Source organism: Ideonella alba, from assembly GCF_018069875.1.
GTDB lineage: Bacteria > Pseudomonadota > Gammaproteobacteria > Burkholderiales > Burkholderiaceae_C > Ideonella > Ideonella alba.
Genome location: NZ_JAGQDF010000004.1, coordinates 304233 through 327017, shown reverse-complemented (window position 1 = coordinate 327017; position 22785 = coordinate 304233). Strand labels below are relative to the sequence as shown.

The following is a 22785-nucleotide window of genomic DNA, read 5'->3' as shown; positions in this document are numbered from 1 at the left end:
TGGACGTGCTGACGTCCTGAGGACGTCAGCTCGCCTGTCGCGCCGGGCGAGCTCTGCGAGCCCGTGGACCCGGCCGTGCGCTGGCCTGCGCCCAGCCCTGATCAGCCGCGGTCAGGCTTTGATTTCGGTCGCGGCGATCGTGTAGCGGAAGGCGTCGGGCGCCAGGTCGTCGAAGCGGCCTTCGGCGTTCTCGCCCTGCGGGTACATGAAGAAGGGCAGCGTGCCCTGCTCGGCGCGGCCGGGCAGGCGCAGGTCGTGGGCGGTGTTGTAGCCCACCCAGTTGCCTTCCCAGCTGCCGAACAGGCCCGCCATCACCGGCGCGGCCACGGCGTGCGCCGGGTCCTTGATCCACTCGGGCGTTTCCTGGCGCATCACCTTCAGCACGTCGGCCGGGTCCATCGCCACCCAGCCGTGGCCGGCCAGGAAGACCTCGGCGCGGCAGTGCTGCGCGCCCTTGAGCGACGCTGAATTGGCGCCCAGCTCCTTGTAGCCGAAGGCCGAGGGCGCGACGCGCAGGCCGTAGACATCCCGCGCCGGCACGCCGCTGGCGCGGCACAGGCCGACGAAGATGGCGTTCAGGTCGGCGCACTTGCCGCCCAGGTTGCCGCTCTCCAGCATGCTCTTGATGTCGCCGGTGCCGCAGCCGCGGGTCTTGGGTTCGCGGTAGGCGTGGGCCACCACCCACTGGTAGATGCCGCGCACCTTGTCCAGGTCGCTGCGCGCGCCTCGGGTGGCTTCCTGGGCAGTGGTCTTGACGATGCCGTCCAGCGGTAGCAGTTCAGTGGCGGCCAGCGCGCCGCGCAGCACGGCCGGGTCTTCCTTCGCGGCGCTGCGGGCCGACCAGTCCACCGCACGGCTGCGGGTGCGCACGCGCGAGGTGACGCTCACGCGCGGCCGCTCCACGCCGGGCGCGAACTCGGCGTGCAGCATGCGCACGCCGCGCGGTGCATCGGCCACCAGGCGCAGCTGGCCGGCGTTGCCGCTGAAGCGGTGGCCGTCGGTCTGCTGCCAGGGCGTGTCCAGGTCGGGCAGCGGCAGCCACAGCTTCGTCGTGCCCTTGGCGACGGGCACCTCCACGTCCAGGGTCAGGTCGAAGCTCCGCCAGTCGCCGGGCTGCGGCGCGAAGCGGCGCTCGGCGGGTTGCGCGCCGGCCAGGCAGGGGACGGCGGCCGCGGTGGCCAGAAGGGTGCGGCGGGTGAGCAGGGTCATCACAGGCTCCAGAAGGGACGATTCAGCGTTTGAGCAGCGCGGCGAAGCGCGCGCGCGCGGACGGCGCGGTCCAGTCGACCTCGCCGGTCCAGGTGCACACCGGCCGGCCATCGCGGCCGATCAGCACCGTGGTCGGGAACACCCGGGCTGCCCAGGCGCGGGCAGCGGCGCCGTCGGCGTCGCGGGCGATTGGCAGGTCCACCGGCAGCAGGGCCAGGAAGCGGTCGATCGCCGCCGGGGTTTCTCGGAAGTTGATCAGCCAGATGCGCAGGCCCTCGGCCTCGTGGCGCGCGGCCAGCAGCTCCAGCGAGGGCATCTCGCTGCGGCAGGGCTCGCACCAGCTGGCCCAGAAGTTCAGCAGCACGGGCTGACCGCGCAGCGCGGCCAGGTCCAGCCCCGGGCCGCCGTGGCCGGGCAGCACCAGCGGCGCGGGCACCGGGCGGTGGGGGGCCCAGGGCTGCGGCAGCGGGCCGTCGTCGGCGCGCACCAGCGACGGCAGCACGGCGCCCACGCTGGCGCCCAGGCCGGCCGCCAGCCAGTGGCGGCGGCGCAGGCGCGGTGGGTGGCAGGGGGCGGTGGGCAGCGGCATCGGGCCGCGAGCATAGCCGCAGTTGCCCGACGAACCGCTGCGCCGGGTCTTGAACCGGCGCTTCAGCGCCCGGGCCGGACTCTCAGCCTCTCAGAGCGTGCCCTTGATCTCCGGGTCGCGCGTGGGCACCAGGCCCAGCACCTGGTCGCCGCGGTGGCGCACGAACAGCAGGATCACGCCGCGCGTGCTGCCCGGCGCCACCGGCATCACCACCCGGGGCCGGCCGTCGAGCTCGCTGGCCAGGAAGGTGTTGGGCAGACCCTTGGAGGTGGTCAGCGTCTTGGCCACGGCGGCGAACAGCGTGGCCTCGTGGTCGTAGCGCTCCGGGCCCAGCAGGCCATCGGGCAGGTCGCGCCCGCGCGGTTGCTCCAGGCAGACGAAGTCCGAGCCATAAGCGGTGGTCAGGTCCTGCGGCGCCACCGGCTGCCAGACCTGGTCCTGGATGTGGAAGTAGGCGCAGCGCTGCATCACCGCGTCGTCCGGCGTGACCAGCGGCACGACGCTGTAGGTGATGGTGCGGAACGAGCCGTCGGGGGCGGCGCTCGGTGCGGGGTCGGGGGTCATGGGCTCTCCTGGTCAGGTCACGGTGAAGGGTGTCAGGGAAGACGGCGGGGCTGGTAGCCGCCGGCCCGCAGGCGTTGCAGGTCGGCCGCGGCGATCGGTCGCGCCTGCGCGCAGGCCTGGGCCGACAGCCAGGCCTCGAGCACGATGCCGGCCTGGCCGCTCTCGACCGCGGGCTGCAGGCGCGCGGCGGCGGCGGCGCAGGACGCCGCCGAGGGGTCCGCGCGCAGCCGGCGCAGCTGGGCGTGGGCCAGAGTGTCGGACCACTGCCACTTCAGCGGCTGGCGCGCCAGCAGCGGCGTCAGCCGCGACTCGGCCTGGTCGATCAGGCGCTGGGCGGTGGGGGTGTCGCGTTGCGCCAGCGCGGTGTCGGCCTCCAGCAGCGCGCGCCGCGCCTGCAGCGCCTGGGCCAGCGGCTCGTCCGAGTCCAGCGCCGGCCAGTCGGCCAGCAGCGCCTGGCGGGCGGCGTGGGTGGCGGCGTCGGGCGGTGCCTGCAGCAGGTGCTGGGTGTCGCCCCACAGCGCTTCCAGGCGCCAGCGCGCGGCGCTGGGCGAGGCCGCCAGCACCTGCTGCGAGGCGCGGCGCGCCTCGGCGGCGCTGCGGCGGGCTTCGTCGTGGCGGCCCAGGTCGGCCAGGCGGGCGGCGCGGGCCTGCTCGACGCGCGCCAGGTCGGCGATCCAGCTGGCCTGGCCGGTCTGCTGGCGCTGCAGCGCGTCGAGCAGCGCGCGGGCCTCGTCCAGCAGCGCCAGGCTGTCCTGCTCCAGGCCTTGCACATGCAGCACATCGGCCAGCTGCAGCAGGCCGTTGGCCACGGCCACGCGGGCTGCCGCGTCGGTGGGCGCCGCGGCCAGGCGTCGGCGCTTGTCGGCCAGCACGGCCTCGAAGGACTGCCGCGCCGGCCCCCACTGGCCGCGCTGCAGCTGCACCGCGGCCAGGCTGGCGTGGGCGTAGGCCAGTTCCTGCGCCGCGCTGGCGGCGCCGGGCCGCTGGTCCAGCCAGCGCTGCGACAGCGCGCGGTAGCGCTCCAGCTGCGCCGCCGCGGGGCCCAGGTCGCCCTGGTCGAAGGCGATCTGGCCGCGCCAGAAATGCACCGCGCCCAGCGTGGCGAACCAGTCGTCGGCGGGCACGCCGGCGGCGCCGTCCAGCGGCCGCAGCAGGTCCTCGGCGGCCTGCAGCGCGGCCACGGCGGTGGCCGTCTGGCCGCGGCCGCGGCTGCTGTCGACCTCGCCCAGCACCAGCAGCGCCTGTGCGCGGTGCAGGCGGTCCAGTGGGGCCTCGTCGGCGCCGGGCTGTTCGGCCAGCACGGTCAGGCTGCGCTCGCCCAGGCCGGCCAGGATGTCCAGCCGGCCCAGCGGGCGCAGGCGGTCGGCCAGCTCGCCCAGCATGAAGCTGCTCAGCTGCTGGCTCTGCGCCTCGCGGGTGCGGGCCAGGGCGGCGGCTTGCTCGGCGCGCTGCCATTGCCACAGGCTCAGACCCAGGCCCAGCGCCAGCGACAGGCCGACCGGGCCCACGCTGGCCGCCAGCAGCGCATGGCGGCGCAGCCACAGGCCGCTGCGGTGGCGCCAGTGGCCGCGGCGCGCGCTGACCGGGCGGTGCGCGGCCCAGTGGTCCAGGTCGTCGATCAGCGCCCGCACGCCGGTGTAGCGCTCCGCCGGGTCCTTGCGCAGCGCCTTGTCGATCACCGCGGCCAGATCGCCATTGGCCCGCCAGCCATCGGGTGCGGCGCCCGGGCCTTCGGGGTCGGGCGTCACGGCGCCCAGGCGGTGCGGCGGGTCTTCCAGCACCGCCATCTCCATCACCGGGCGCGGCTGGCGGCGCTGGCTGAAGGGCAGGGCCCCGGTGACCAGCTCGAACAGGATCACGCCCAGCGAGAACACATCGGCCGCGACCCCCACCGACAGGCCGATGATCTGCTCGGGCGCGGCGTAGCCCACGGTCAGGCCGCGGCCGGTGCTGCGCGTGAGCTCGCCCGGCTCGGCGGGATCGTCCAGCAGGGCGGCGATGCCGAAGTCCAGCAGCTTGGGCTGGCCTTCGTCGGTGATCATCACGTTGCCGGGCTTCAGGTCGCGGTGCACGATCAGCTGCGCATGCGCGGCCTCCACCGCCTCGGCGATGCGCCCCAGCAGGGCCACGCGCTGGGCCAGCGACGGGCGATGCTGGCGCACCCAGTCGCTCAGCGTGCGGCCCGGCACCAGCTCCAGCACCAGGTAGACCTGGCCCTGGGCCTCGCCGGCATCCAGCAGCCGGGCGATGGCGGGGTGGTTCAGCCGGGCCAGTGCATGGCGTTCGCGGGCGAAGCGGGCGCTCAGGCCGGGGCCGGCGCGGTCGCTGCGCAGCAGCTTGATCGCCGCCGCGCCCTGGTACAGGCCGTCCACGCGCGTGGCGCGCCAGACCTGGCCCATGCCGCCTTCGCCGATCTTCTCCTCCAGCCGCCAGGGGCCCAGGGTCTGGCCCGGCTGGGTGGACAGCTGGGGTTCTGCCAGCGCGGGCGCCAGCCACTGCTGGAAGGCGGCGGCAGGGGCCGAATCGGGCTGGGTGCGCAGGCCCTGGAACAGGCTGCGCAGCGCGTCGGCCAGGCCGGGCTCACGGGCGCACAGTGCGTCCAGCCAGGCGGCGCGCTGGTCCTCGGGCAGGTCCAGCGCCTCATCCAGCAGGGCGGACAGGCGCTGCCAGTGCGGAGGATCGATCATCAGCGCGGAATGCCGGGTGGGGCCATGGCCAGGGGGGCGTGCCAGGAGACAGACGACATTCGCCGCGTCCGTGCGACAGCCCGCGCAGCATAGCCGCCCGGTTGGCGGGCGCCCGTCAGGGGCTGTGCGGGCTGTGGATGTATCCAGTATGCTGTCCACCGATGTCGGCCAGCACTCCCGCCCTGAACCCCGCCCAGCAGGCTGCCGTGGACCACGGCGACGCACCGCTGCTGGTGATCGCCGGCGCCGGCTCGGGCAAGACGATGACGCTGGCCGCGCGCCTGGCGCGGCTGGTGCAGGACGGGGCCGATCCGCAGCGCATCCTGCTGCTGAGCTTCTCGCGCCGCGCCGCGCAGGAACTGGCCCGGCGCGCCGGCCGCCTGCTGCACCAGGCGCTGGGCCTGCCGCCCACCGCGCGCGCCCCGCTGCTGCCCTGGGCCGGCACCTTCCACGGCATCGGCGCGCGGCTGCTGCGTGAGCACGCCGACGCCATCGGCCTGCCGCCGACCTTCAGCATCATCGACCGCGGTGACGCCGAGGACCTGATGGGCCAGTGCCGCCAGCAGACCGGCGTGGCCGACCACACGACCGAGCGTTTTCCGCTGAAGGGCACCTGCCTGGCGATCTACTCGCGCGCGGTGAACAGCCGCGAGCCGCTGGACGCGCTGCTGCGCGAACACTGGCCCTGGTGCGTGGCGCACGAGGCCGCGCTGCGCCGCCTGTTTGGCGCCTATGTCGCCGCCAAGCTGGACCAGCAGACGCTGGACTACGACGACCTGCTGCTGTGGTGGCTGGAGATGCTGCAGGCCAGCCCCGAGATCGCCGCCGCGCTGGAGGCGCGCTTCACGCATGTGCTGGTCGACGAGTACCAGGACACCAACCGGCTGCAGGAAGCCATCCTGCGCGCCCTCAAGCCGCAGGGCCAGGGCCTGACGGTGGTGGGCGATGACGCGCAGGCGATCTACGGCTTCCGCGCCGCCGAGGTGCGCAACATCCTGGACTTCCCCGCCCGCTTCACGCCGCCCGCGCAGGTGGTGACGCTGGCCGAGAACTACCGCAGCACCCAGCCGCTGCTGGACGCCAGCAACGCGGTGATCGCGCTCGCCCCCGAGCGTTTCGCCAAGACGCTCTTCAGCACCCGCGCCAGCAGCGAAAAGCCACTGCTGGTGGCGGTGGACGACGAAGCCGCGCAGGCCCGCTGGGTGGCCGACGAGGTGCTGCGCCTGCGCGAAGGCGGCCTGAAGCTCAAGAGCCAGGCGGTGCTGTTTCGCACCGGCAGCCACAGCGCCGCCCTCGAGCTGGAGCTGGCGCGCCGGCGCATCCCCTTCGTCAAGTTCGGCGGCCTGAAGTTTCTGGAGGCGGCCCACGTCAAGGACCTGCTGGCGCTGCTGCGCTGGATCGACAACCCGCGCAGCCGGCTGGCGGGCTTTCGGCTGCTGACGCTGCTGCCCGGCATCGGCCCGGGCCGCGCCGCGGCGCTGCTGGACGCGATGGACGCTTCACCCGAACCCTGGGCCGCCCTGGCCGCCGCGCGCGTGCCCAGCGCCGCGCGTGCCGACCTGGCCGCCTTCGCCACGCTGTGCCAGACCCTGCGCAGCGGCCAGCGCGGCTGGCCCGACGAACTGGCGCTGGCGATCGACTGGTACCTGCCGCAGCTCGAGCGCCTGCACGAGGAAGACGCCGCGGTGCGCGCGCTGGACCTGCAGCAACTGCTGCAGCTGGCCGCCGGCCACGCCAGCCGCGAGCGCTTCGTGACGGAGCTGACACTGGACCCACCCGAAGCCACCAGCGACGAAAGCGGCCCGCCGCTGAAGGACGAGGACTACCTGATCCTCTCCACGCTGCACTCGGCCAAGGGCCAGGAGTGGCAGGCGGTGTACCTGCTGAATATGGTCGACGGCTGCCTGCCGTCCGACCTGTCCACCGGCAGCGCCCAGCAGCTGGAGGAAGAGCGCCGCCTGCTCTACGTGGGCATGACCCGCGCCAAGCGCCACCTGCAGCTGATCGTGCCGCAGCGCTTCTATGTCACCCAGCAGCGGGCGATGGGCGAGCGCCACCTGTACGGCGGCCGCACGCGCTTCATCCCGGAGGCGCTGCTGCCGCTGTTCGAGGCCGATTCACCAGCGCGCCGCGCCCGTGCGGCCGAGGCAGCGGCAGAGGCCGCCAAGGGCCCGCCCACCAGGCCGCCGCTGGACCTGCGGGCGCGGCTGCGATCGGCCTGGTGAGGCCACCCCGGGGTCAGCGCCAGGCGATGTGGGTGCTCAGGGTCCCATCGGTCTGGCGGTTGATCACCAGCACCCGGTTGCCCATGGGCATCAGATACGCTGGCCCGGCGCCCAGCGACGACCAGCGGGCCAGCGTGCGCACATGCGCGGCGTCGGTCTGGCCCGCCACCAGCGGCAACTCGGCCAGCCGGTAGAAGCGGCTGTCCTGGGTGTCCCAGCTGAACAGGCGTCCGGACTGCTCAGCGCCGAGGGCCAGGGTCTGCGCGCTGGCGCCCAGGTCCACCAGGGCGCCCCGGGCTGTCCAATCCGCACCCAGCAGCGAGCTCGCACTCAGGCGGCCCGAGCCGTCGCGCGGCACGGTGAGCTGGCTGCCCAGGTCAGCCAGGCCCAGGTGATTGAACGAGGTCTGGCACAGCAGCAAGGAGGTGCTGCCCAGGGCCTGGACCTGCATACGGCCGCTGTAGGGGCCCGCGGTTCCGCAGACGCCGTTGGTGCCCGGCAGCGGACGGAGGCTGACCAGGGGCGCCAGCGTCTGATCGGTCGGCCGGGCCTGGGCCAGTTGCCAGGCGTCGCTGCTGGCCTCCACCTCGGCAAAGCTCAGCACGCCCGCCTCTGGCGCGGCGTCCAGACGCCGGGCGCGCCAGCCCAGCGGGTTGGTGCTGGTGGCCACCCGCAGCACCGGCCCCAGCGGGACCCCACGCAGATCGAACGCACGCATGAACTGGGTGTAGAGGTCTTCAAACTGACTGTTCTGACCGTCTGGGGCGATCCAGGCCAACCACAGCGTGTTGCCCACCACGGTTGCGGTGGTCAGGACCCTGTCGTAGTCCGCTTCCAGCGGACCACTGACCAGCGCCACGCTGCCGGCATCCAGCCGCGTCTGCCCGGTGGTGTCCAGCCTCAGCAGGCGGCTGCCGCGGCTGGAGGAGAGCACGGTCAGCAGGGCATCGGGCGTGGCCAGCAGCTGAACGTCGACGACGGCGTTGCCGGGCTCCAGGATGTCCTGGCTGCGGAACACCGCGGTCTTGATCACCTGTCCGCGCGCATCGAGCTGGCTGAAGGCCAGACCTTCTGACGCCCTGCGGCCCGGGATGCTGGTGGCCACCACCGCGTGGCTGTCCCAGGCTGCCGCGGCGCGGGGCTCGGGCAGGGTCTGTCCCGCCACCGGCGAGCCGCTGGCGCCAACCTGGACCTGCAGCGGCGTGTAACCCAGGCCGGTGTCGAGCGCATCCATCGTCACCAGCACCTCCTCGGCCTGGGCGCGGGGGATGGAGCCGGGCAGATCGAGCGTTCGCCGGACCAGACCCAGTCCCGGTGCGTACCACTCGGAGACCGTGGCCGAGACGACATCGCTGGTCGAGCCGTCGCTGCTGTAGCGGGCACGCAGCCGGATCTCGGTGTCCACACGCACGGCCTTGACGTCGCTGCGCTGCGGCAGATCGATCGTGTCCTCGGACTTCACCAGGGTCCAGATGGCCACATCCATCTGGTCATTCAGCTTGTCGCCATCCAGATCGGTGCCCACGTCGGTGTAGCGCTTGTCGATGGCAACATGCCGCTCGCCAAGCCGCACCGGTGAGCTCAGCAGCACCAGCTCGAAGGGGTTCTGCGGGCCGCCGTCGGTCCAGGGCATGCTGGTGTTCATCGTGACCCGGCCGTTGGCCACGACGACCGGATCGGCCGTGGCCGGCCCCTGGCCCAGGTCATTGCTGGCCTGGTCCAGCAGACGCGTGCCGCTGACGCTTTGCGTGACGGTGTTGTCGTACTCGGTGGTCGCGCCCGAGTTGATCGTGCGGCCCCGGTAGACGCTGACCGTGCCGTCGCGCAGCGGGCGCAGGACGGTGGCGTCGACATGCAGGGTCGCGCCGACCGCCGGCGCAGTGGGCAGCAGGCCACTGGTCGTGTCGCCTGGCGGCGTCACAGGATCCGAGCCACCGCCTCCACCGCCACCGCCTCCGCAGGCCACCAGGACTGCGCAGAGCACAGTCACCCCTGCCCGGCGCGCCGCGCGCCATCCTGTCCATCGCATCATGTCTCCCCCTGTTGTTTGTCAGGTCGATGTGCCGTCGATCATAAGTGAGCGCGCCATGGACCTAGACTAGGGCCATGATGCAGATCGAGTTCGTCTCCGACATCGTGTGCCCCTGGTGCGCGATCGGCCTGGCCTCGCTGGAGCAGGCGCTGGCCCAGGTAGGCCCCGAGATCGGCCCGGTATCGCTGCGCTTCCAGCCCTTCGAGCTGAACCCGCAGATGCCGCCCGAGGGCGAGGAGATCGCCGGGCACCTGTCACGCAAGTACGGCCGCAGCCGCGAGGAACTGGCCGGCGCCGCGCAGATGATCCAGCAGCGCGCCGAAGCGCTGGGCTTTCCGATGCGCACCGCCAACCGCACCCGCATCTGGAACACCTTCGACGGCCACCGCCTGCTGCACTGGGCCGGCACCGTGGGTGAGACCGAACAGAAGGCGCTGAAGCAGGCGCTGCTGCTGGCCTACCACCGCGACGGCCTGAACCCGGCCGACCCGGCGGTGCTGCGCGCCGCCGCGGCCGAGGCCGGGCTGGACGCCGCCGAGGCCGCCGCAGTGATCGACGATCCGCAGCGCTACGCCGCCGAGGTGCGCCAGGAGCAGGCGCTGTGGCAGCAGGCCGGCATCCACTCGGTGCCCGCGGTGGTGATCAACCGCCAGTACCTGGTCAGCGGCGGGCAGCCGCCCGAAGTGTTTGCGCAGGCGCTGCGGCAGGCGGCCGGGGCGGCCGCGGCCTGAAGCCGGCACAGACAGGCGGCACCTCGTGACACGATGGTTGAGCGCCGTGATGGCCTGGTCCCTGTCCGCCGCCGTGTGCGCCCAGGAACCGTCGGATCTGGCCCGTCGGGCCCTGAGCGAAGCCGTCGCAGCACGCACCGCGACCGTGGACCACATCGCCACCATTGGCGGCTACGAGTACGAGGTCTACGTCGACCGCAGCGTGGTGCCGCCGGTGGCGGTGGCCACGATCACCTCGGCGTCGATGGACCGCCTGCTGGCCACGCCGCAAAAGGGCATGGCCGAGCGCATGACGGCTCAGCACGACCGCGTCTCGCGCTATCTGGCCACACTCACGGGCAGGCCGGTGGTCAAGCGCTGAGCTTCAACCTGCCGCATCCTTGCGCATCGACCCCGCCACCAGATCAAACCGGAACATCCGGCACTCGATCGGACCGTTCCACATCGGCACGCGGCGGCTTTCCTTCAGGCGCATCAGGCTGGGGGTCTTGGCCTCGGGGGTGAGGACCCAGGCGGTCCAGCCGGTGTAGGCCTTCTTCCAGTGGGCGGCCAGGCGGGCGTAGAACTCGCCGGCGTCGGCGGCGCCTTCGAAGCGCTCGCCCATCACCTCGCCGCGCACGCCGCCGGTGCCCTGGCCGCTGCCCTTGGGCGCAATGCGCTCGCCATAGGGGGGGTTCATCACGATGGTGCCGGCCTCGGCGGGGGCGGGGCGCTGCAGCGCGTCGGCGGTCTTGAACTCGATGGCGTGGGCCACCCCGGCGCGCTCGGCGTTGCGGGTGGCGAAGTCGGTCATGCGAAAGCTCACGTCGCCGGCGTAGATCTTCACCGCGGGCGCGTGGACGGCGGCCTCGGCGGCGCGCTTCATCTGGCCCCAGGTGCCCAGCAGCGGCTTGAAGGGCAGCAGCTTCTCGAACGCGAAGCGGCGCTGCCCGCCGGGGGCGATGCCGCAGGCGATCTGCGCGGCCTCGATGGCGATGGTGCCGGCGCCGCAGCAGGGGTCGAGCAGCGGGCCGTCCTGTTCGCGGCCTTGCCAGCCGGCGGCGGCCAGCATGGCGGCGGCCAGCGTCTCCTTGAGCGGGGCTTCGCCCTTGGCCTCGCGCCAGCCGCGCTTGAACAGGGCTTCGCCGGACAGGTCCACGCTCAGCTGCGCATGCTCGGGGCCCAGGTGCAGCACCAGCGACAGGTCGGGGAAGCGGGTGTCGACGCTGGGGCGCTCGCCGGTGGCGTCGCGCAGCGCGTCACACACCGCGTCCTTGATCTTCAGGCCGGCGAAGTTCAGGCTGTGCAGCGGGCTGCGCCAGGCGCTGGTGTCCACGCGCAGCGTCTGCGCGGGGGTGATCCAGCGGGTCCAGTCGACCTGGCGGGCCAGGTCGTACAGATCACGCTCGTCGCGGTAGACGCCGCCGGCCACCTGCCACAGCACGCGCTGGGCCAGGCGGCTGCCCAGGTTCAGGCGCAGCGCGTCCTCAGGCGTGCCATCGACGAAGACGCCGCCGCGGCTGGCCTCCACATTCGTGCCCTCGGGCAGCAAACGCGCGCATTCATCGGCCAGCAGCGGCTCCACCCCGGCGGCGCAGGGCAGGAACATCACGCCGGGGCCGAGGGCGGCGGCCGGCGCGTCGCTGCGGGTGACGCGGCGGGGGGTGTTCACATGGCTTTGCGCAGGTTGGCCGGCGCAATCTTCAAGGCTTCACGGTACTTGGCCACGGTGCGGCGCGCCACCTGGATGCCCTGCTCTTCCAGCATGTCGGCGATCTGGCTGTCGGACAGCGGCTTCTTGATGTCCTCGGCGGCGACGAACTGCTTGATCAGCGCCCGCACCGCGGTGGAGCTGGCGTTGCCACCGGCGTCGGTGTTCAGGCTGGAGCCGAAGAAGTACTTCAGCTCGAAGGTGCCAAAGGGCGTGGCCATGTACTTGGCGGTGGTCACGCGGGAGATGGTGGATTCGTGCAGGCCCAGCTCGTCGGCGATCTCGCGCAGCACCAGCGGCTTCATCGCGATCTCGCCGTGCGTGAAGAAGGCCTTCTGGCGCTCGACGATGGCCTGGCTGACGCGCTGGATGGTGTCGAAGCGCTGCTGGATGTTGCGGATGAACCAGCGTGCTTCCTGCAGCCGCGCCGACAGGTTGCCGCCGCCGCGCTGGCCGCGGATGGCCTGGGCGTAGAGCTCGCTGACGCGCAGCTTGGGCATCACGTCGGGGTTGAGCGTGACCTTCCAGTTGCGGCCGCTCTTCACGACGATCACATCGGGCACCACGATCAGGCTCTCGGCCGGCGAGAAGGGCCGGCCGGGCTTGGGCTCGCAGGCCACGATCAGCGCCTGCGCGGCCTTGACGGTGGGCTCGTCGGCGCCGGTGGCGCTGGCCAGCTTCTTCAGGTCGCGCCGGGCGAGCAGCTCGAGGTGGCTGCGGGCGATGGCCATCGCGCAGTCGCGCGCCGGGCCCGCGGGGCGGTGGCGCAGCTGCAGGCACAGGCAGTCGCCCAGGTTGGCAGCGCCCACGCCGGCGGGCTCCATGCTCTGCAGCCAGGCCAGGCCGCAGCGCAGCTGGTCCAGCAGCTCGTCGCGGTCGTCCAGGTCACCCAGGCCCAGGCTGTCGGCCACGCGCTCGGCGATGTCCTCCAGCGTGCCATCCAGGTAGCCGTCCTCGTCGAGCGACTCGATCAGCACATGCACTGCGGCGGCGTCCTGCGGCGACAGGCGCATGCCCAGCAGCTGCTGGCGCAGGTGCTCCTGCAGCGTGGGGCCGCTGACGCTGCGCTCCTGCGGCTCGAAGTCGTCGTCGTTGCCCTGGCCGCTGCCGGTGCCGGGGGTTTCGCGGATGCCGTCGAAGTCGTCGCGCTCGGTGCCGTTTTCCCAGTCGTCGCGCTCGGTGGTGCCGAAGTCGGCGCTGTCCACCCCGGCGGACTCGTCGCCGCCTTCACCCACCGAGGCGCCGGCGCTGTCGGCCTCTTCGCGCTGGCTGGTGCTGCTGGCGCGGTCCACCGAGGTGAATTCGAAGCCGGGCCCTTCGTCCTCGGTTTCGAGGAAGGGGTTCTGGTCGAGCATCTGCTCGACCTCCTGGTGCAGCTCCAGCGTGGACAGCTGCAGCAGGCGGATCGACTGCTGCAGCTGGGGCGTCAGCGCCAGGTGCTGCGAGAGGCGGACCTGCAGGGTCGGTTTCATCGCGCTCGCCGCTCAGCCGGGATGACGGGCAGGGAATACAGCAGGGCCGTCATGGTCACATTCTGAAGTGCTCGCCAAGGTAGACCCGGCGCACGTCCGGGTTCTCGACGATGTGGGCGGGCGTGCCCTCGGCCAGCACGGTGCCGGCGCTGATGATGTAGGCGCGGTCGCAGATGCCCAGGGTCTCGCGGACGTTGTGGTCGGTGATCAGCACGCCGATGCCACGGGCCTTGAGGAACTGGATGATGCGCTGGATCTCGATCACCGCGATCGGATCGACCCCGGCAAAGGGCTCGTCCAGCAGGATGAAGCGCGGCTGCGTGGCCAGCGCGCGGGCGATCTCCACGCGGCGGCGCTCGCCGCCCGACAGCGCCGGGGCCGGCGAGTCGCGCAGGCTGGTCAGGCTCAGGTCGTTCAGCAGGCCGTCCAGGCGCGACTGGATCTCGCTGTCCGACAGCGGCTTGCCGTCGGCGCCGTACTGCAGCTCCAGCACCGCGCGGATGTTCTCGTCCACCGTCAGCTTGCGGAAGATCGAGGCCTCCTGCGGCAGGTAGGACAGGCCCATGCGCGAGCGCTGGTGGATCGGCTTGCGGTGCACCGGCTCGCCGTCGATGTGGATCTCGCCGGCATCGCAGCGCAGCAGGCCGACCACCATGTAGAAGGTGGTGGTCTTGCCGGCGCCGTTGGGGCCGAGCAGGCCGATCACCTCGCCGGCGCCCACCGACAGGTGCACGTCCTTGACCACCACCCGCGCGCCGTAGGCCTTGCGCAGGCCGGTGGCCTCCAGACGGCTGACGCTGGCAGCGGCGGCCGCCATGACCGGAGCGACCGTGGTCAACGCGGGGCCTCGGGGTTGTCGGCGCGTGGCACGAACACCAGGCGCGGGCGGCTGGACGCCGCGGTGCTGCCGGGGCTGCCGCCCTCGAAGGTGAGCGTGTCGGCCGGCTGGTCGTAGACGATCACGGCCGCGGTGGCCTCGTCGGCCGGCTGGCCGGCGCGCAGGATGCGCATGCGGGCCTCACCGACCAGGCGGATGCGGTCGGCGCCGCCGTCGTACTCGATGCGCAGCGCCTGGGCCTCGATGACCTCGTCCACCCGGTCGCGCTTCTGGCGGAAGGTGGCGGGCTGGGCGGCGCTGCCCAGCGCGGTGGCGCTGAAGCGGCCGGGCGCGTCTTCGCGCACGTCCACCTTGTCGGCCTTGATCTGCAGCGTGCCCTGGGTGATCACCACGTTACCGACGACGGTGGTGGTGCGCTTGCTCAGGTCCACCGAGGCGGCCTTCTTGCCGTCGCTCTCCACCACCAGCGGCTTGGTCCGGTCGGCCCGCTCGGCCCGGGCCGGCACGCAGGCCAGCAGCGCCAGCGCGGCGATCAGACAGAGGGGAGGGCGGCGGGACATGGCTGCGGCACGGAAATTGCAGACCATTCTACGGCCCCGGCACCCGAGCGCCAGCCCGTTGGCACGAAAAAGACAGCCCCAGCGGGGTCAGTGCGCCAGCCTGGGGCTCAGCGCGGGCGTCGCACGGCGTGCACCGGGCCCCGGCGGAGGGGTGACGCCGCGCAGCGGCCAGCCCAGGGGGTCAGGTCTTGGTCTTCCGGGCTTGCGCGACCAGGTAGTCGGCCACGGCCAGCGCCTTCTCGTGGGTGCCGGCGGTCGAGCCCGAGGTGGTCCAGCGGCCCTGGATGGCCAGCATCGGCACGCCGTCGACGCGGTAGGCCTCCATGGTCTGCTTGGCGGCGCGCACCTTGCCGGCCACCGAGAAGGACTTCATGGTGTCCAGCAGCTTGGCGCCGTCCAGACCGTTGGCGGCGCCCCAGGCGGCCACGTCCTCGTCCTTGAGCAGCATCTTGTGCTCGACGTGGATGCTGTTGAAGGCCTTGGTGTGCAGCGCTTCCAGCTGGCCCAGCGCCTCCAGCGCGTAGTACAGGCGCTGGTGGATCTCCAGGTTGGGGCGGAAGGCCACCGGCACGCGGCGGAAGGCCACGTCGGCGGGCTGCTTCTTGACCCAGGCTTCCAGCGCCGGGTCGAACTGGAAGCAGTGCGGGCAGCTGTACATGAAGAATTCCAGCACCTCCACCTTGCCGGGCACCGACACCGGCACCGGGCTGGCCAGGCGCATGTAGTGGGTGCCCTCGACCGGGCCGCCCTGGGCCTGGGCCAGGCTGGTGGTGGCCACACCGCCAACGGCCACCAGGGCCCCCGTGAATTCGCGCCGGTTCAGCATGTCGTTCGTCCTGTGTGCTGCCAAGGAAAGTGAGGTGTCAACGCCTGGTGCGACCGTGGCGATGACCGGAAGTTCAATCGGTGCCCGCCGGCGGCCTCAGTGCGGACGCTCCAGGCGCACCAGCACGGCTTCTGCGCCGCCGGCCTTCAGGCGGTCCTGCAGGGCCTCGGCCTCGGCGCGGGTGTCGTAGGGGCCCAGGCGCACGCGGTGCACGGTGCGGCCGCCCTGCTCACGCTCGGTGACCTTGGCGGTCATGCCCTGCATGGCCAGGCGGGCGCGCTGCTGTTCGGCATCGTCGGCGTTGGAATAGGCGCCGGCCTGCACGAAGTAGACGAACGGGTCCTTGGACGCCGCGTCGGTGCCCGCGGGGCTCTGGCCGGAGAGGATGGCGGCCGGGTCGCGGCCCGGCTTGGCCGGCTCGGCCGCGGGGGCGGTCGGGCTGGGCGCCGACGCGGCAGCGCGCTTGTCAGGCACCACGGCCGGCGCGGCCGGCGCCGTGGCCGGGGCGCTGGCCGCCGGGGCCGCCGCGTCGTTCACCGGCTTGCCGGCCTGCTTGCCGGCCAGCGGCGCGTTCGGGTCCCAGTTGCGGTTGCGCTCGATTTCGGCGGCGTCCTGCTCGGGCGTGCGGTGCGGCACCTTCTCGACGAAGGGCACCGGCACCTTGGCGATGTACAGCGCCACCAGCAGCGCCAGACCCAGGCCGATCAGCAGGCCGATGATGATGCCGACGAAGGTGCCGCCGCGCTGGGCGCCGGCCGGGGGGGTGCGGTTCATGCGGTCTCCGGCGCGGCGTCGCGCGACATTTGGTCAGGGGCGCCCACGCCCAGCAGCGCCAGCGCATTGCGCAGCACCTGGCGGGTGGCGGCCAGCAGGCCTAAGCGGGCGCGGGCCAGGGCCGCGTCGTCCACCAGGAAGCGCTCGGCGGCGTAGTAGCTGTGGAAGGCGGCAGCCAGGTCGCGCAGGTAGAAGGCCACGTCGTGCGGGGCCAGGTCGCGCGCGGCGCTGGTGAGCATGCCGGGGTAGTCGGCCAGCTTGAGCATCAGCGCCAGCTCGGTGGGGGCGGTGAGCAGCGACGGGTCGGCGCCCTCGGGCGTCAGGCCCTTGTCGGCGGCCTGGGCCAGCACCGAGCAGATGCGCGCGTGCGCGTACTGCACGTAGAAGACCGGGTTCTCGTCGTTCTGCTTCAGGGCCAGGTCCACATCGAACGTGAACTCGGTGTCGGCCTTGCGGCTGATCAGGAAGAAGCGCACCGCGTCCTTGCTGGTCCAGTCGATCAGGTCGCGCAGCGTGACGTAGCTGCCGGCGCGCTTGCTGATCTTCACCTCGGCGCCGTCGCGCACCACCCGCACCATGGTGTTGAGCACGTAGTCCGGGTAGCCCTGGGGAATGCCCGCGCCCACGCCCTGCAGGCCGGCGCGCACCCGGGCGATGGTGCCGTGGTGGTCGGTGCCCTGGCAGTTGATGACCTTGCTGAAGCCGCGCTCCCACTTGGTCACGTGGTAGGCCACGTCGGGCACGAAGTAGGTGAACGAGCCGTCGGACTTGCGCATCACGCGGTCCTTGTCGTCACCGTCGTCGGTGCTGCGCAGCCACAGCGCGCCGTCCTTCTCGTAGGTCTTGCCGGCGTCCACCAGGCGCTGCACCGTCTGCTCGACGCGGCCGCTGGTGTAGAGGCTGCTTTCCAGGAAGTAGCTGTCGAACTGCACGCCGAAGGCCTGCAGGTCCAGGTCCTGCTCGTGGCGCAGGTAGGCCACGGCGAACTGGCGGATGCCGTCCAGATCAGCCGGGTCGCCCGAGGCGGTGAAGGCGCGGTCGTCGGCCGTCACCGTCTTCTTGGCCAGGAAGTCGGCGGCGATGTCGGCGATGTAGTCGCCGTTGTAGGCGCTCTCGGGCCAGCCGTCGTCACCGGGCTTGAGGCCCTGGATGCGGCACTGGGTGGAGGTGGCCAGCGTGGCGATCTGCACGCCGGCGTCGTTGTAGTAGAACTCGCGGGTGACGTCCCAGCCCTGGGTCTCGAAGAGGTGGCACAGGCTGTCGCCCAGCGCGCCCTGGCGGGCGTGGCCCACGTGCAGCGGCCCGGTGGGGTTGGCCGAGACGAACTCGACCATCAGCTTGCGGCCGTTGGCTGGCTGGCGGCCGAAGGCGCTGCCGGCGGCCAGCACCTCGGCGACGACGGCCTGCTTGGCGCTGTCCTTCAGGCGCAGGTTGATGAAGCCCGGGCCGGCGATCTCCAGCGCCGCCACCCAGCGCTCGAACGCGGGCTGGGCCTTCAGCGCGGCGATCAGCTGCTCGGCCAGCGCCCGCGGGTTGGCCTTCAGCGGCTTGGCCAGCTGCATGGCGGCGGTGATCGCTAGGTCGCCGTGGGCGGCCTGCTTGGGGGATTCGAAGACGGGGGTGAGGGCGGCGTCGGGGGCCAGCTGCGCGACGGCGGCGGCCAGCGCGGCCTGGAGCTCTGCCTTGGCTTGGATCATGGGCCCGATTCTACGGTTGGGGGCCCCGCCCGATCTGGCGGGTCGGCGCCCGGCTGTTCGCCGCTTTGCCGCCGCGCGGCCCGGGCACCATGGGAGCGCCGTTCGTACCCCGGGACCGGGGGCGGGCTGCGCCCGCCTTGCCGCCTGCCCTGCCGCCGCCGTGTCCGACCTTTCTGATCTGTCCCGCCATCTGGAATCCACCGTGCCGCAGGCCCGGGAGGGTGCGCTGCGGATGATCGGCAAGTACAAGGTGATCAAGAAGCTGGGCGAGGGCGCCACCAGCGAGGTCTTCCTGGCCTGGGACGAGTTCCACCAGCGCGAGGTGGCGATCAAGCGCACCCTGGCCCTGGCTGGCCGCAGCGCCGCCGAGCAGCATTTCGCGGCCCACTTCTTTGCCGCCGAGGCCGCGCTGGTCGGCCGCCTGAACCATCCGAACGTGGTGCAGCTCTACGATGCCGTGGAGGAGCCCGACGGTCGCGCCTACCTGGTGATGGAGTACGTGGCCGGCGACACGCTGCGCGGCCACTGCGCGCCCGACCGCCTGCTGCCGCTGGAGCAGGTGGTGGAAATCGGCTTCAAGTGCGCGATGGCGCTGGACTACGTGTGGCGCCAGGGCGTGATCCACCGCGACGTCAAGCCGGCCAACATCCTGACCGTCGAGGAAGCCGGCGAGCTGACCGACATCAAGCTCACCGATTTCGGCAGCGCACTGAACCTGACCAGCGACCGCACCCAGGTGCACCGCGTGGGCTCGCTGGCCTACATGTCGCCCGAGCAGCTCGATGGCGCCACGCTGGACTGCCGCGCCGACATCTATTCGCTGGGCGCGGTGCTCTACCACCTGGTGGCGGGCCGGCCGCCCTTCGAGGCCGAGTCGCAGGGCGCGCTGCTGAACCTGATCTGCCATGTGCCGCCCGAGCCGCTGACCGGCTGCCGCGCCGGCGTGGGCGAGGAGCTGTCGCAGGTGATCTGCGGCGCGCTGGCCAAGTCGCGCGAGGACCGGCCGGCCAACTGGCAGCTCTTCGCGCAGCAGCTCTCGGCGCTGATCGTCAACCACCAGGTGCCGCGCGGCCGGTTGCAGCAGGTGATGGACTCGGAGCGCTTCAACCTGCTGCGCGGGCTGGAGTTCTTCACCGACTTCGGCGACGTGCAGCTGTGGGAGGTGGTGCGGCGTGCGCGCTGGCAGCGCTTCCACTACGGCCACCGCATCTACAAGCGCGGCCAGCAGGGGCGGCAGTTCCACATCATCGCCCAGGGCGAGGTCGAGGTTTTCCGTGAAGGCCAGCGCGTGGCGCGCCTGGGTGCCGGCACCTCGGTGGGCGAGATGGCCTACCTGGCGCCCAGCCCCGAGCTGCGTCGCCACGCCGCCGACGTGATCGTCAGCGAGCCCTGCACGACGATCTCGTTCACCCCCGATGCGCTGGCCGAGCTCAGCACCGAGACCCGCCACCGCTTCGACGGCGCCTTCATCAAGGTGCTGGTGCGCCGGCTGCACGCCGCCCACGAAGCGATGGCGCATCCGCGCCGCATCCTGTAGCCGGGCGCCGACACCCGGGCGTCGCATTCAACGCATCCCCCCGTCGGGGGCTTGTGTTGTCCACCGAGGAAGCGCAACCTGCGTTGTGAACCCAGGTACCCCGGCCAGTGTGACCGGGGACCGGTTCACCCACCACGCATCTGCACACCTTGCTAGGAAGGACCCCATGAAGCATCTGTTCACCGCCATCGCGCTGGCCGCCTGTGCCTTCACCGCCGCTGCCCAGAGCGCCGCGCCCGCGTCCGGCCCGTCGGCTGCCCAGACCGCCCAGCGCAACAAGATGAGCGAATGCCATCAGCAGGCCGGCGACAAGAAGGGCGACGAGCGCAAGGCCTTCCTGTCCGAGTGCCTGAAGGCCCGCAAGGACAAGCACACCGCCCAGCAAGAGAAGATGAAGACCTGCAACGCCGACGCCAAGACCAAGGCGCTCAAGGGCGATGAGCGCAAGGCCTTCATGAAGGACTGCCTGGGTAAGTAAGGCCCCCACGCTCCCTGCCGGTCGCGCCTGGCAGGCCGCGCCGGACCAGCGGTCCGGCCCCTCGACAGGCGCCAGTGGTCCTCAGGACCACTGACGTCCGGTCTCGGCCCCCCAAGGGGGCTCATGCAGCGGACCGGCAAAGCCGGATCCGCGCATGGACCTGGATTGGGGTCCTGCCTGGATCTATCGAAGCCCGGTCTCTGGCCGGGCTTTGTTGTGTCTGGGGGTCAGGTGGTGAGCAGGCCGCGGGCCAGCAGCACGGCGAGCAGCGGGATCAGCAGCATCGCGTGCGAGGCGCGCATCACCTGGCGGCGCACACGGGCCACCTCGTCGGCGCTGGGCAGGGCGGGGGCAGCGGCCCAGCGGGCGTAGGCGCGGTGCGGGGCCACGGCGGCCCAGGCCAGCAGGGCCAGGCCCAGCAGCTTGGCCCACAGCAGCGGCTGGGCGCCGTACCAGGCCAGGCCCTTGACGCCCAGCGTCATGCGCAGCAGGCCGCTGAGCAGCAGCGCGGCCAGGCAGCCCAGGTAGATGCGGTCCACCACCAACAGCCGCTGCAGCACGGCGGCATTGAGCCATTCAGCGCGCAGCAGCGCCGCCTGGCTGGTGGAGAACACCACCAGGGCCAGCACCGCGGCCAGGTGGACATAGGCGATCAGGGCCTCGGTCAGCATGCGGCGATTGTCGCCACAACGAAAAACCGCCCGGCGGTGCGGGGCCGCGGGCGGTGAAGCGAGTCCAACGGAAACCGGGGCGGCCGCTCAGCCGGTGATCGCCCAGGCCGAGGTGCCGTAGTTGCGGCCGTTGGTGCATTCCTTGTCGGTCGGCTTGAACTTCTTGCTCCACTGCGGCAGGCTCCACTGGCCGTCGGCCTCGCGGTAGGAGTAGTAGAACTGCACGTTGCTCAGGTCATGGCCCAGCCGGCCCTCGACCACCGAGCCCAGGTCATCGCCCAGCGTGCTGCAGGTATTGCCGAACTGGCAGGTGATGTCGATCACGTCCTCGGTGTTGTTGGTGGCGGCGGTGGTGTCGCGGTACTTGACCTTCTTGACCTTGATCTCGTCGCCCGTGTAGTGGTCGTTCTTGAAGGTGAAGGTGATGTCCTGGCAGACGCCGGCCAGGCTGGGGCCGGCAATGCCCAGGGCCAGGGCGGCGGCGATGAAACGGGCGGTGAGGCTGCGCGAAACGGTCATGGTGAAGCTCCTGAAGTGGGGTAGGTGCGGTGTCGCAAACAATCGACTCCCGACACTTCAGAAGACGGCCTGATGGCCGCCGTTCCGGACACTTCACACCCCCCCAGCTTCAGGGGGTCACCCTCTTTCAGCGCAGCGCGTCAGCCAGGAACAGCCGGGCCTGCTGCCAGTCGCGGCGCACGGTGCGCTCGTTGACATCCAGCGCCGCGGCGATCTCGGGCTCGGTCAGGCCGCCGAAGTAGCGCATCTCGACCACCCGGGCCATGCGCGGATCGAGCTTGGCCAGTTCATCCAGCGCCTCGTTGACGCGCAGGATCTGCTCCTCGCCACTGGCCGCGGGCAGGTTCTCGCCCAGCTGGGTGGACAGCGTGACCTGCGCCAGGTCGCCGCCGCGGCGCTCGGCCTGGCGCTCGCGCACCAGGTCGATGATCACCGAGCGCATCACCCGCCCCGCATAGGCCATGAAGCGGGCGCGGTCCGGGAAGCCGGCGTCCTTGCCGGCCAGGCGCAGGTAGGACTCGTGCACCAGCGCGGTGGTGTCGAGCATCCGCGACGGCCCGGCGCCGTGCAGCCGCGCCCGCGCCATGCGGCGCAGGTCCTGGTAGGCGGTCTCGAACAGCTCGTCGACGCCGCGGGCCCCCTCAGGCCCGTTGTTCGGCGCTGCGTTCGGTGTGGATTCGGTCATGCGATTTCCGAGCAAGCGACCGCGCATTGAACGCCGGACCGGCCCCGCTGTCCATTCCCGTGAACACGGGACAGGCCGCCGGCTCAGCGGCTCCAGTAGCCCGGGTCGCCGTAGCTGTGCTTGATGAAGTCGATCCACAGCCGCACCCGCAGCGGCAGGTGGCGGGCGCTGGCGAACACCGCGTAGATGCCGTTGGGCGGCGCCGCGTAATCGTCCAGCACGCTGATCAGGCGACCGGCGGCGATGTCCGCCTGGACCTCCCAGGTGCTGCGCCAGGCGATGCCCAGGCCCTGCAGGCACCAGGCGTGCAGCACTTGGCCGTCGCTGCAGTCCAGCCGCCCGCCGGGGCGCAGGTGGGTGACCGCGCCGTCGACCAGGAAGGCCCAGCCGCGCGTCTGGCTGGCGTCGGAGCTGAGCGTCAGGCACTGGTGTCGGCCCAGCTCGGACGGGTGCTGCGGCGTGCCGGCGCGGCGCAGGTACTCGGGCGTGGCCACGCACAGCCGGCGGTTGTCGGCCAGGCGCACGCCCACCAGGCTGGAATCGGGCAGGTCGCCCACCCGCACCGCGCAGTCGAAGCCCTCGTTGACGATGTCCACCACCCGGTCCGACAGGTTCAGCGACAGGCTCACCTCCGGGTGCTGGGCCAGGAAGGAAGGCACCAGCGGCGCCACGTGGCGGCGCCCGAAACCGGCCGGCGCTGTCACCCGTAAGTGACCACTGGCTTTCACGCCACCCGCCGACACGCTGGCCTCGGCGTTGTTGAAGTCGGCCACCAGGCGCTGGCAGTCTTCCAGAAAGGCGCTGCCCTCGTGGGTGAGCGTGACACGCCGCGTGGTGCGCAGCAGCAGCTTCACGCCCAGCCGCTCTTCCAGCGCGTCCATGCGCCGGCCGATCACCGCCGGGGCCACGCCCTCGGCCAGCGCGGCGGCGGTCAGGCTGCCCTTGGTGGCCACGGCGACGAAGGTTTCGATCTGCTTGAGGCGGGGCATGGGCGGGGCTGA

At 72.1% G+C, this 22785-nt stretch carries 21 protein-coding genes; 5 read left to right on the top strand and 16 right to left on the bottom strand.

Features of this window, described 5'->3' with window-relative positions:
• Positions 1–111: 111 nt before the first annotated feature.
• The 4 genes from KAK07_RS08935 to KAK07_RS08920 form a co-directional block, all read right to left on the bottom strand.
• A complete protein-coding gene (locus KAK07_RS08935) occupies positions 112–1209 on the bottom strand; it encodes a transglutaminase-like domain-containing protein (RefSeq protein WP_210860297.1) in 1098 nt (365 codons plus the stop codon).
• A gap of 22 nt (positions 1210–1231) precedes the next feature.
• Positions 1232–1798 (bottom strand): TlpA family protein disulfide reductase, encoded by a 567-nt coding sequence (locus tag KAK07_RS08930; protein WP_210856393.1) that lies wholly within the window; start codon positions 1796–1798, stop codon positions 1232–1234.
• A gap of 90 nt (positions 1799–1888) precedes the next feature.
• Positions 1889–2362: a hypothetical protein gene (locus tag KAK07_RS08925; RefSeq protein ID WP_210856394.1), complete on the bottom strand. Its 474-nt coding sequence runs from the start codon at positions 2360–2362 to the stop codon at positions 1889–1891.
• A 32-nt stretch (positions 2363–2394) separates the two neighbouring features.
• Positions 2395–5049, bottom strand: coding sequence for a serine/threonine-protein kinase (locus KAK07_RS08920; RefSeq protein WP_210856395.1), 2655 nt, complete (start codon positions 5047–5049; stop codon positions 2395–2397).
• 161 nt (positions 5050–5210) lie between these two features.
• Between KAK07_RS08920 and KAK07_RS08915 the strand changes: the two genes are divergently transcribed.
• Positions 5211–7274 carry an ATP-dependent helicase gene (locus KAK07_RS08915; RefSeq protein ID WP_247661293.1) on the top strand — a complete coding sequence of 688 codons (2064 nt, stop codon included), beginning with the start codon at positions 5211–5213 and terminating at the stop codon, positions 7272–7274.
• Positions 7275–7287: 13 nt separating this feature from the next.
• Here the strand turns inward: KAK07_RS08915 and KAK07_RS08910 are convergent, their stop codons facing one another.
• A complete protein-coding gene (locus KAK07_RS08910) occupies positions 7288–9195 on the bottom strand; it encodes a hypothetical protein (protein WP_210856397.1) in 1908 nt (635 codons plus the stop codon).
• A gap of 185 nt (positions 9196–9380) precedes the next feature.
• Here KAK07_RS08910 and KAK07_RS08905 point away from each other — a divergent pair, with 185 nt between their 5' ends.
• Positions 9381–10037: a DsbA family oxidoreductase gene (locus tag KAK07_RS08905; protein WP_310738672.1), complete on the top strand. Its 657-nt coding sequence runs from the start codon at positions 9381–9383 to the stop codon at positions 10035–10037.
• A 49-nt stretch (positions 10038–10086) separates the two neighbouring features.
• Positions 10087–10398 carry a hypothetical protein gene (locus KAK07_RS08900; protein ID WP_210856398.1) on the top strand — a complete coding sequence of 104 codons (312 nt, stop codon included), beginning with the start codon at positions 10087–10089 and terminating at the stop codon, positions 10396–10398.
• A 3-nt stretch (positions 10399–10401) separates the two neighbouring features.
• On the opposite strand, the gene KAK07_RS08895 is transcribed toward KAK07_RS08900, so the two are convergent.
• From KAK07_RS08895 to argS, 7 genes are all read right to left on the bottom strand, one after another.
• The gene (locus KAK07_RS08895) at positions 10402–11625 is read right to left on the bottom strand and encodes a THUMP domain-containing class I SAM-dependent RNA methyltransferase (RefSeq protein ID WP_210856417.1); all 1224 of its coding nucleotides are present in this window, start codon (positions 11623–11625) and stop codon (positions 10402–10404) included.
• Positions 11626–11684: 59 nt separating this feature from the next.
• Positions 11685–13199, bottom strand: a complete 1515-nt coding sequence (locus KAK07_RS08890) for an RNA polymerase factor sigma-54 (protein WP_210856399.1) — start codon at positions 13197–13199, stop codon at positions 11685–11687.
• Positions 13200–13254: 55 nt separating this feature from the next.
• Positions 13255–14016 (bottom strand): LPS export ABC transporter ATP-binding protein, encoded by a 762-nt coding sequence (gene lptB, locus KAK07_RS08885; RefSeq protein WP_210856400.1) that lies wholly within the window; start codon positions 14014–14016, stop codon positions 13255–13257.
• Between the two features lie 17 nt (positions 14017–14033).
• The gene (gene lptA / locus KAK07_RS08880) at positions 14034–14597 is read right to left on the bottom strand and encodes a lipopolysaccharide transport periplasmic protein LptA (RefSeq protein WP_210856401.1); all 564 of its coding nucleotides are present in this window, start codon (positions 14595–14597) and stop codon (positions 14034–14036) included.
• A gap of 181 nt (positions 14598–14778) precedes the next feature.
• Positions 14779–15423: a thiol:disulfide interchange protein DsbA/DsbL gene (locus KAK07_RS08875; RefSeq protein ID WP_310738673.1), complete on the bottom strand. Its 645-nt coding sequence runs from the start codon at positions 15421–15423 to the stop codon at positions 14779–14781.
• A gap of 96 nt (positions 15424–15519) precedes the next feature.
• Positions 15520–16197, bottom strand: a complete 678-nt coding sequence (locus tag KAK07_RS08870; protein ID WP_210856402.1) for an SPOR domain-containing protein — start codon at positions 16195–16197, stop codon at positions 15520–15522.
• Positions 16194–17894 (bottom strand): arginine--tRNA ligase, encoded by a 1701-nt coding sequence (argS, locus tag KAK07_RS08865; protein ID WP_210856403.1) that lies wholly within the window; start codon positions 17892–17894, stop codon positions 16194–16196. Before argS ends, KAK07_RS08870 begins: the two co-directional genes overlap by 4 nt.
• 160 nt (positions 17895–18054) lie before the next feature.
• Here argS and KAK07_RS08860 point away from each other — a divergent pair, with 160 nt between their 5' ends.
• Together KAK07_RS08860 and KAK07_RS08855 are read left to right on the top strand one after the other, a co-directional pair.
• Positions 18055–19431 (top strand): serine/threonine-protein kinase, encoded by a 1377-nt coding sequence (locus KAK07_RS08860; protein ID WP_310738674.1) that lies wholly within the window; start codon positions 18055–18057, stop codon positions 19429–19431.
• Positions 19432–19597: 166 nt separating this feature from the next.
• On the top strand, positions 19598–19909 hold the full coding sequence (locus KAK07_RS08855; protein ID WP_210856404.1) for a PsiF family protein: 312 nt from the start codon (positions 19598–19600) through the stop codon (positions 19907–19909).
• A gap of 227 nt (positions 19910–20136) precedes the next feature.
• Here the strand turns inward: KAK07_RS08855 and KAK07_RS08850 are convergent, their stop codons facing one another.
• From KAK07_RS08850 to KAK07_RS08835, 4 genes are all read right to left on the bottom strand, one after another.
• The gene (locus tag KAK07_RS08850) at positions 20137–20580 is read right to left on the bottom strand and encodes a DUF2214 family protein (RefSeq protein ID WP_210856405.1); all 444 of its coding nucleotides are present in this window, start codon (positions 20578–20580) and stop codon (positions 20137–20139) included.
• A gap of 87 nt (positions 20581–20667) precedes the next feature.
• A complete protein-coding gene (locus KAK07_RS08845) occupies positions 20668–21099 on the bottom strand; it encodes a hypothetical protein (RefSeq protein WP_210856406.1) in 432 nt (143 codons plus the stop codon).
• Between the two features lie 127 nt (positions 21100–21226).
• Positions 21227–21784 (bottom strand): ECF-type sigma factor, encoded by a 558-nt coding sequence (locus KAK07_RS08840; protein ID WP_210856407.1) that lies wholly within the window; start codon positions 21782–21784, stop codon positions 21227–21229.
• An 83-nt stretch (positions 21785–21867) separates the two neighbouring features.
• A complete protein-coding gene (locus KAK07_RS08835; RefSeq protein WP_210860295.1) occupies positions 21868–22773 on the bottom strand; it encodes a LysR family transcriptional regulator in 906 nt (301 codons plus the stop codon).
• Positions 22774–22785: the final 12 nt, after the last annotated feature.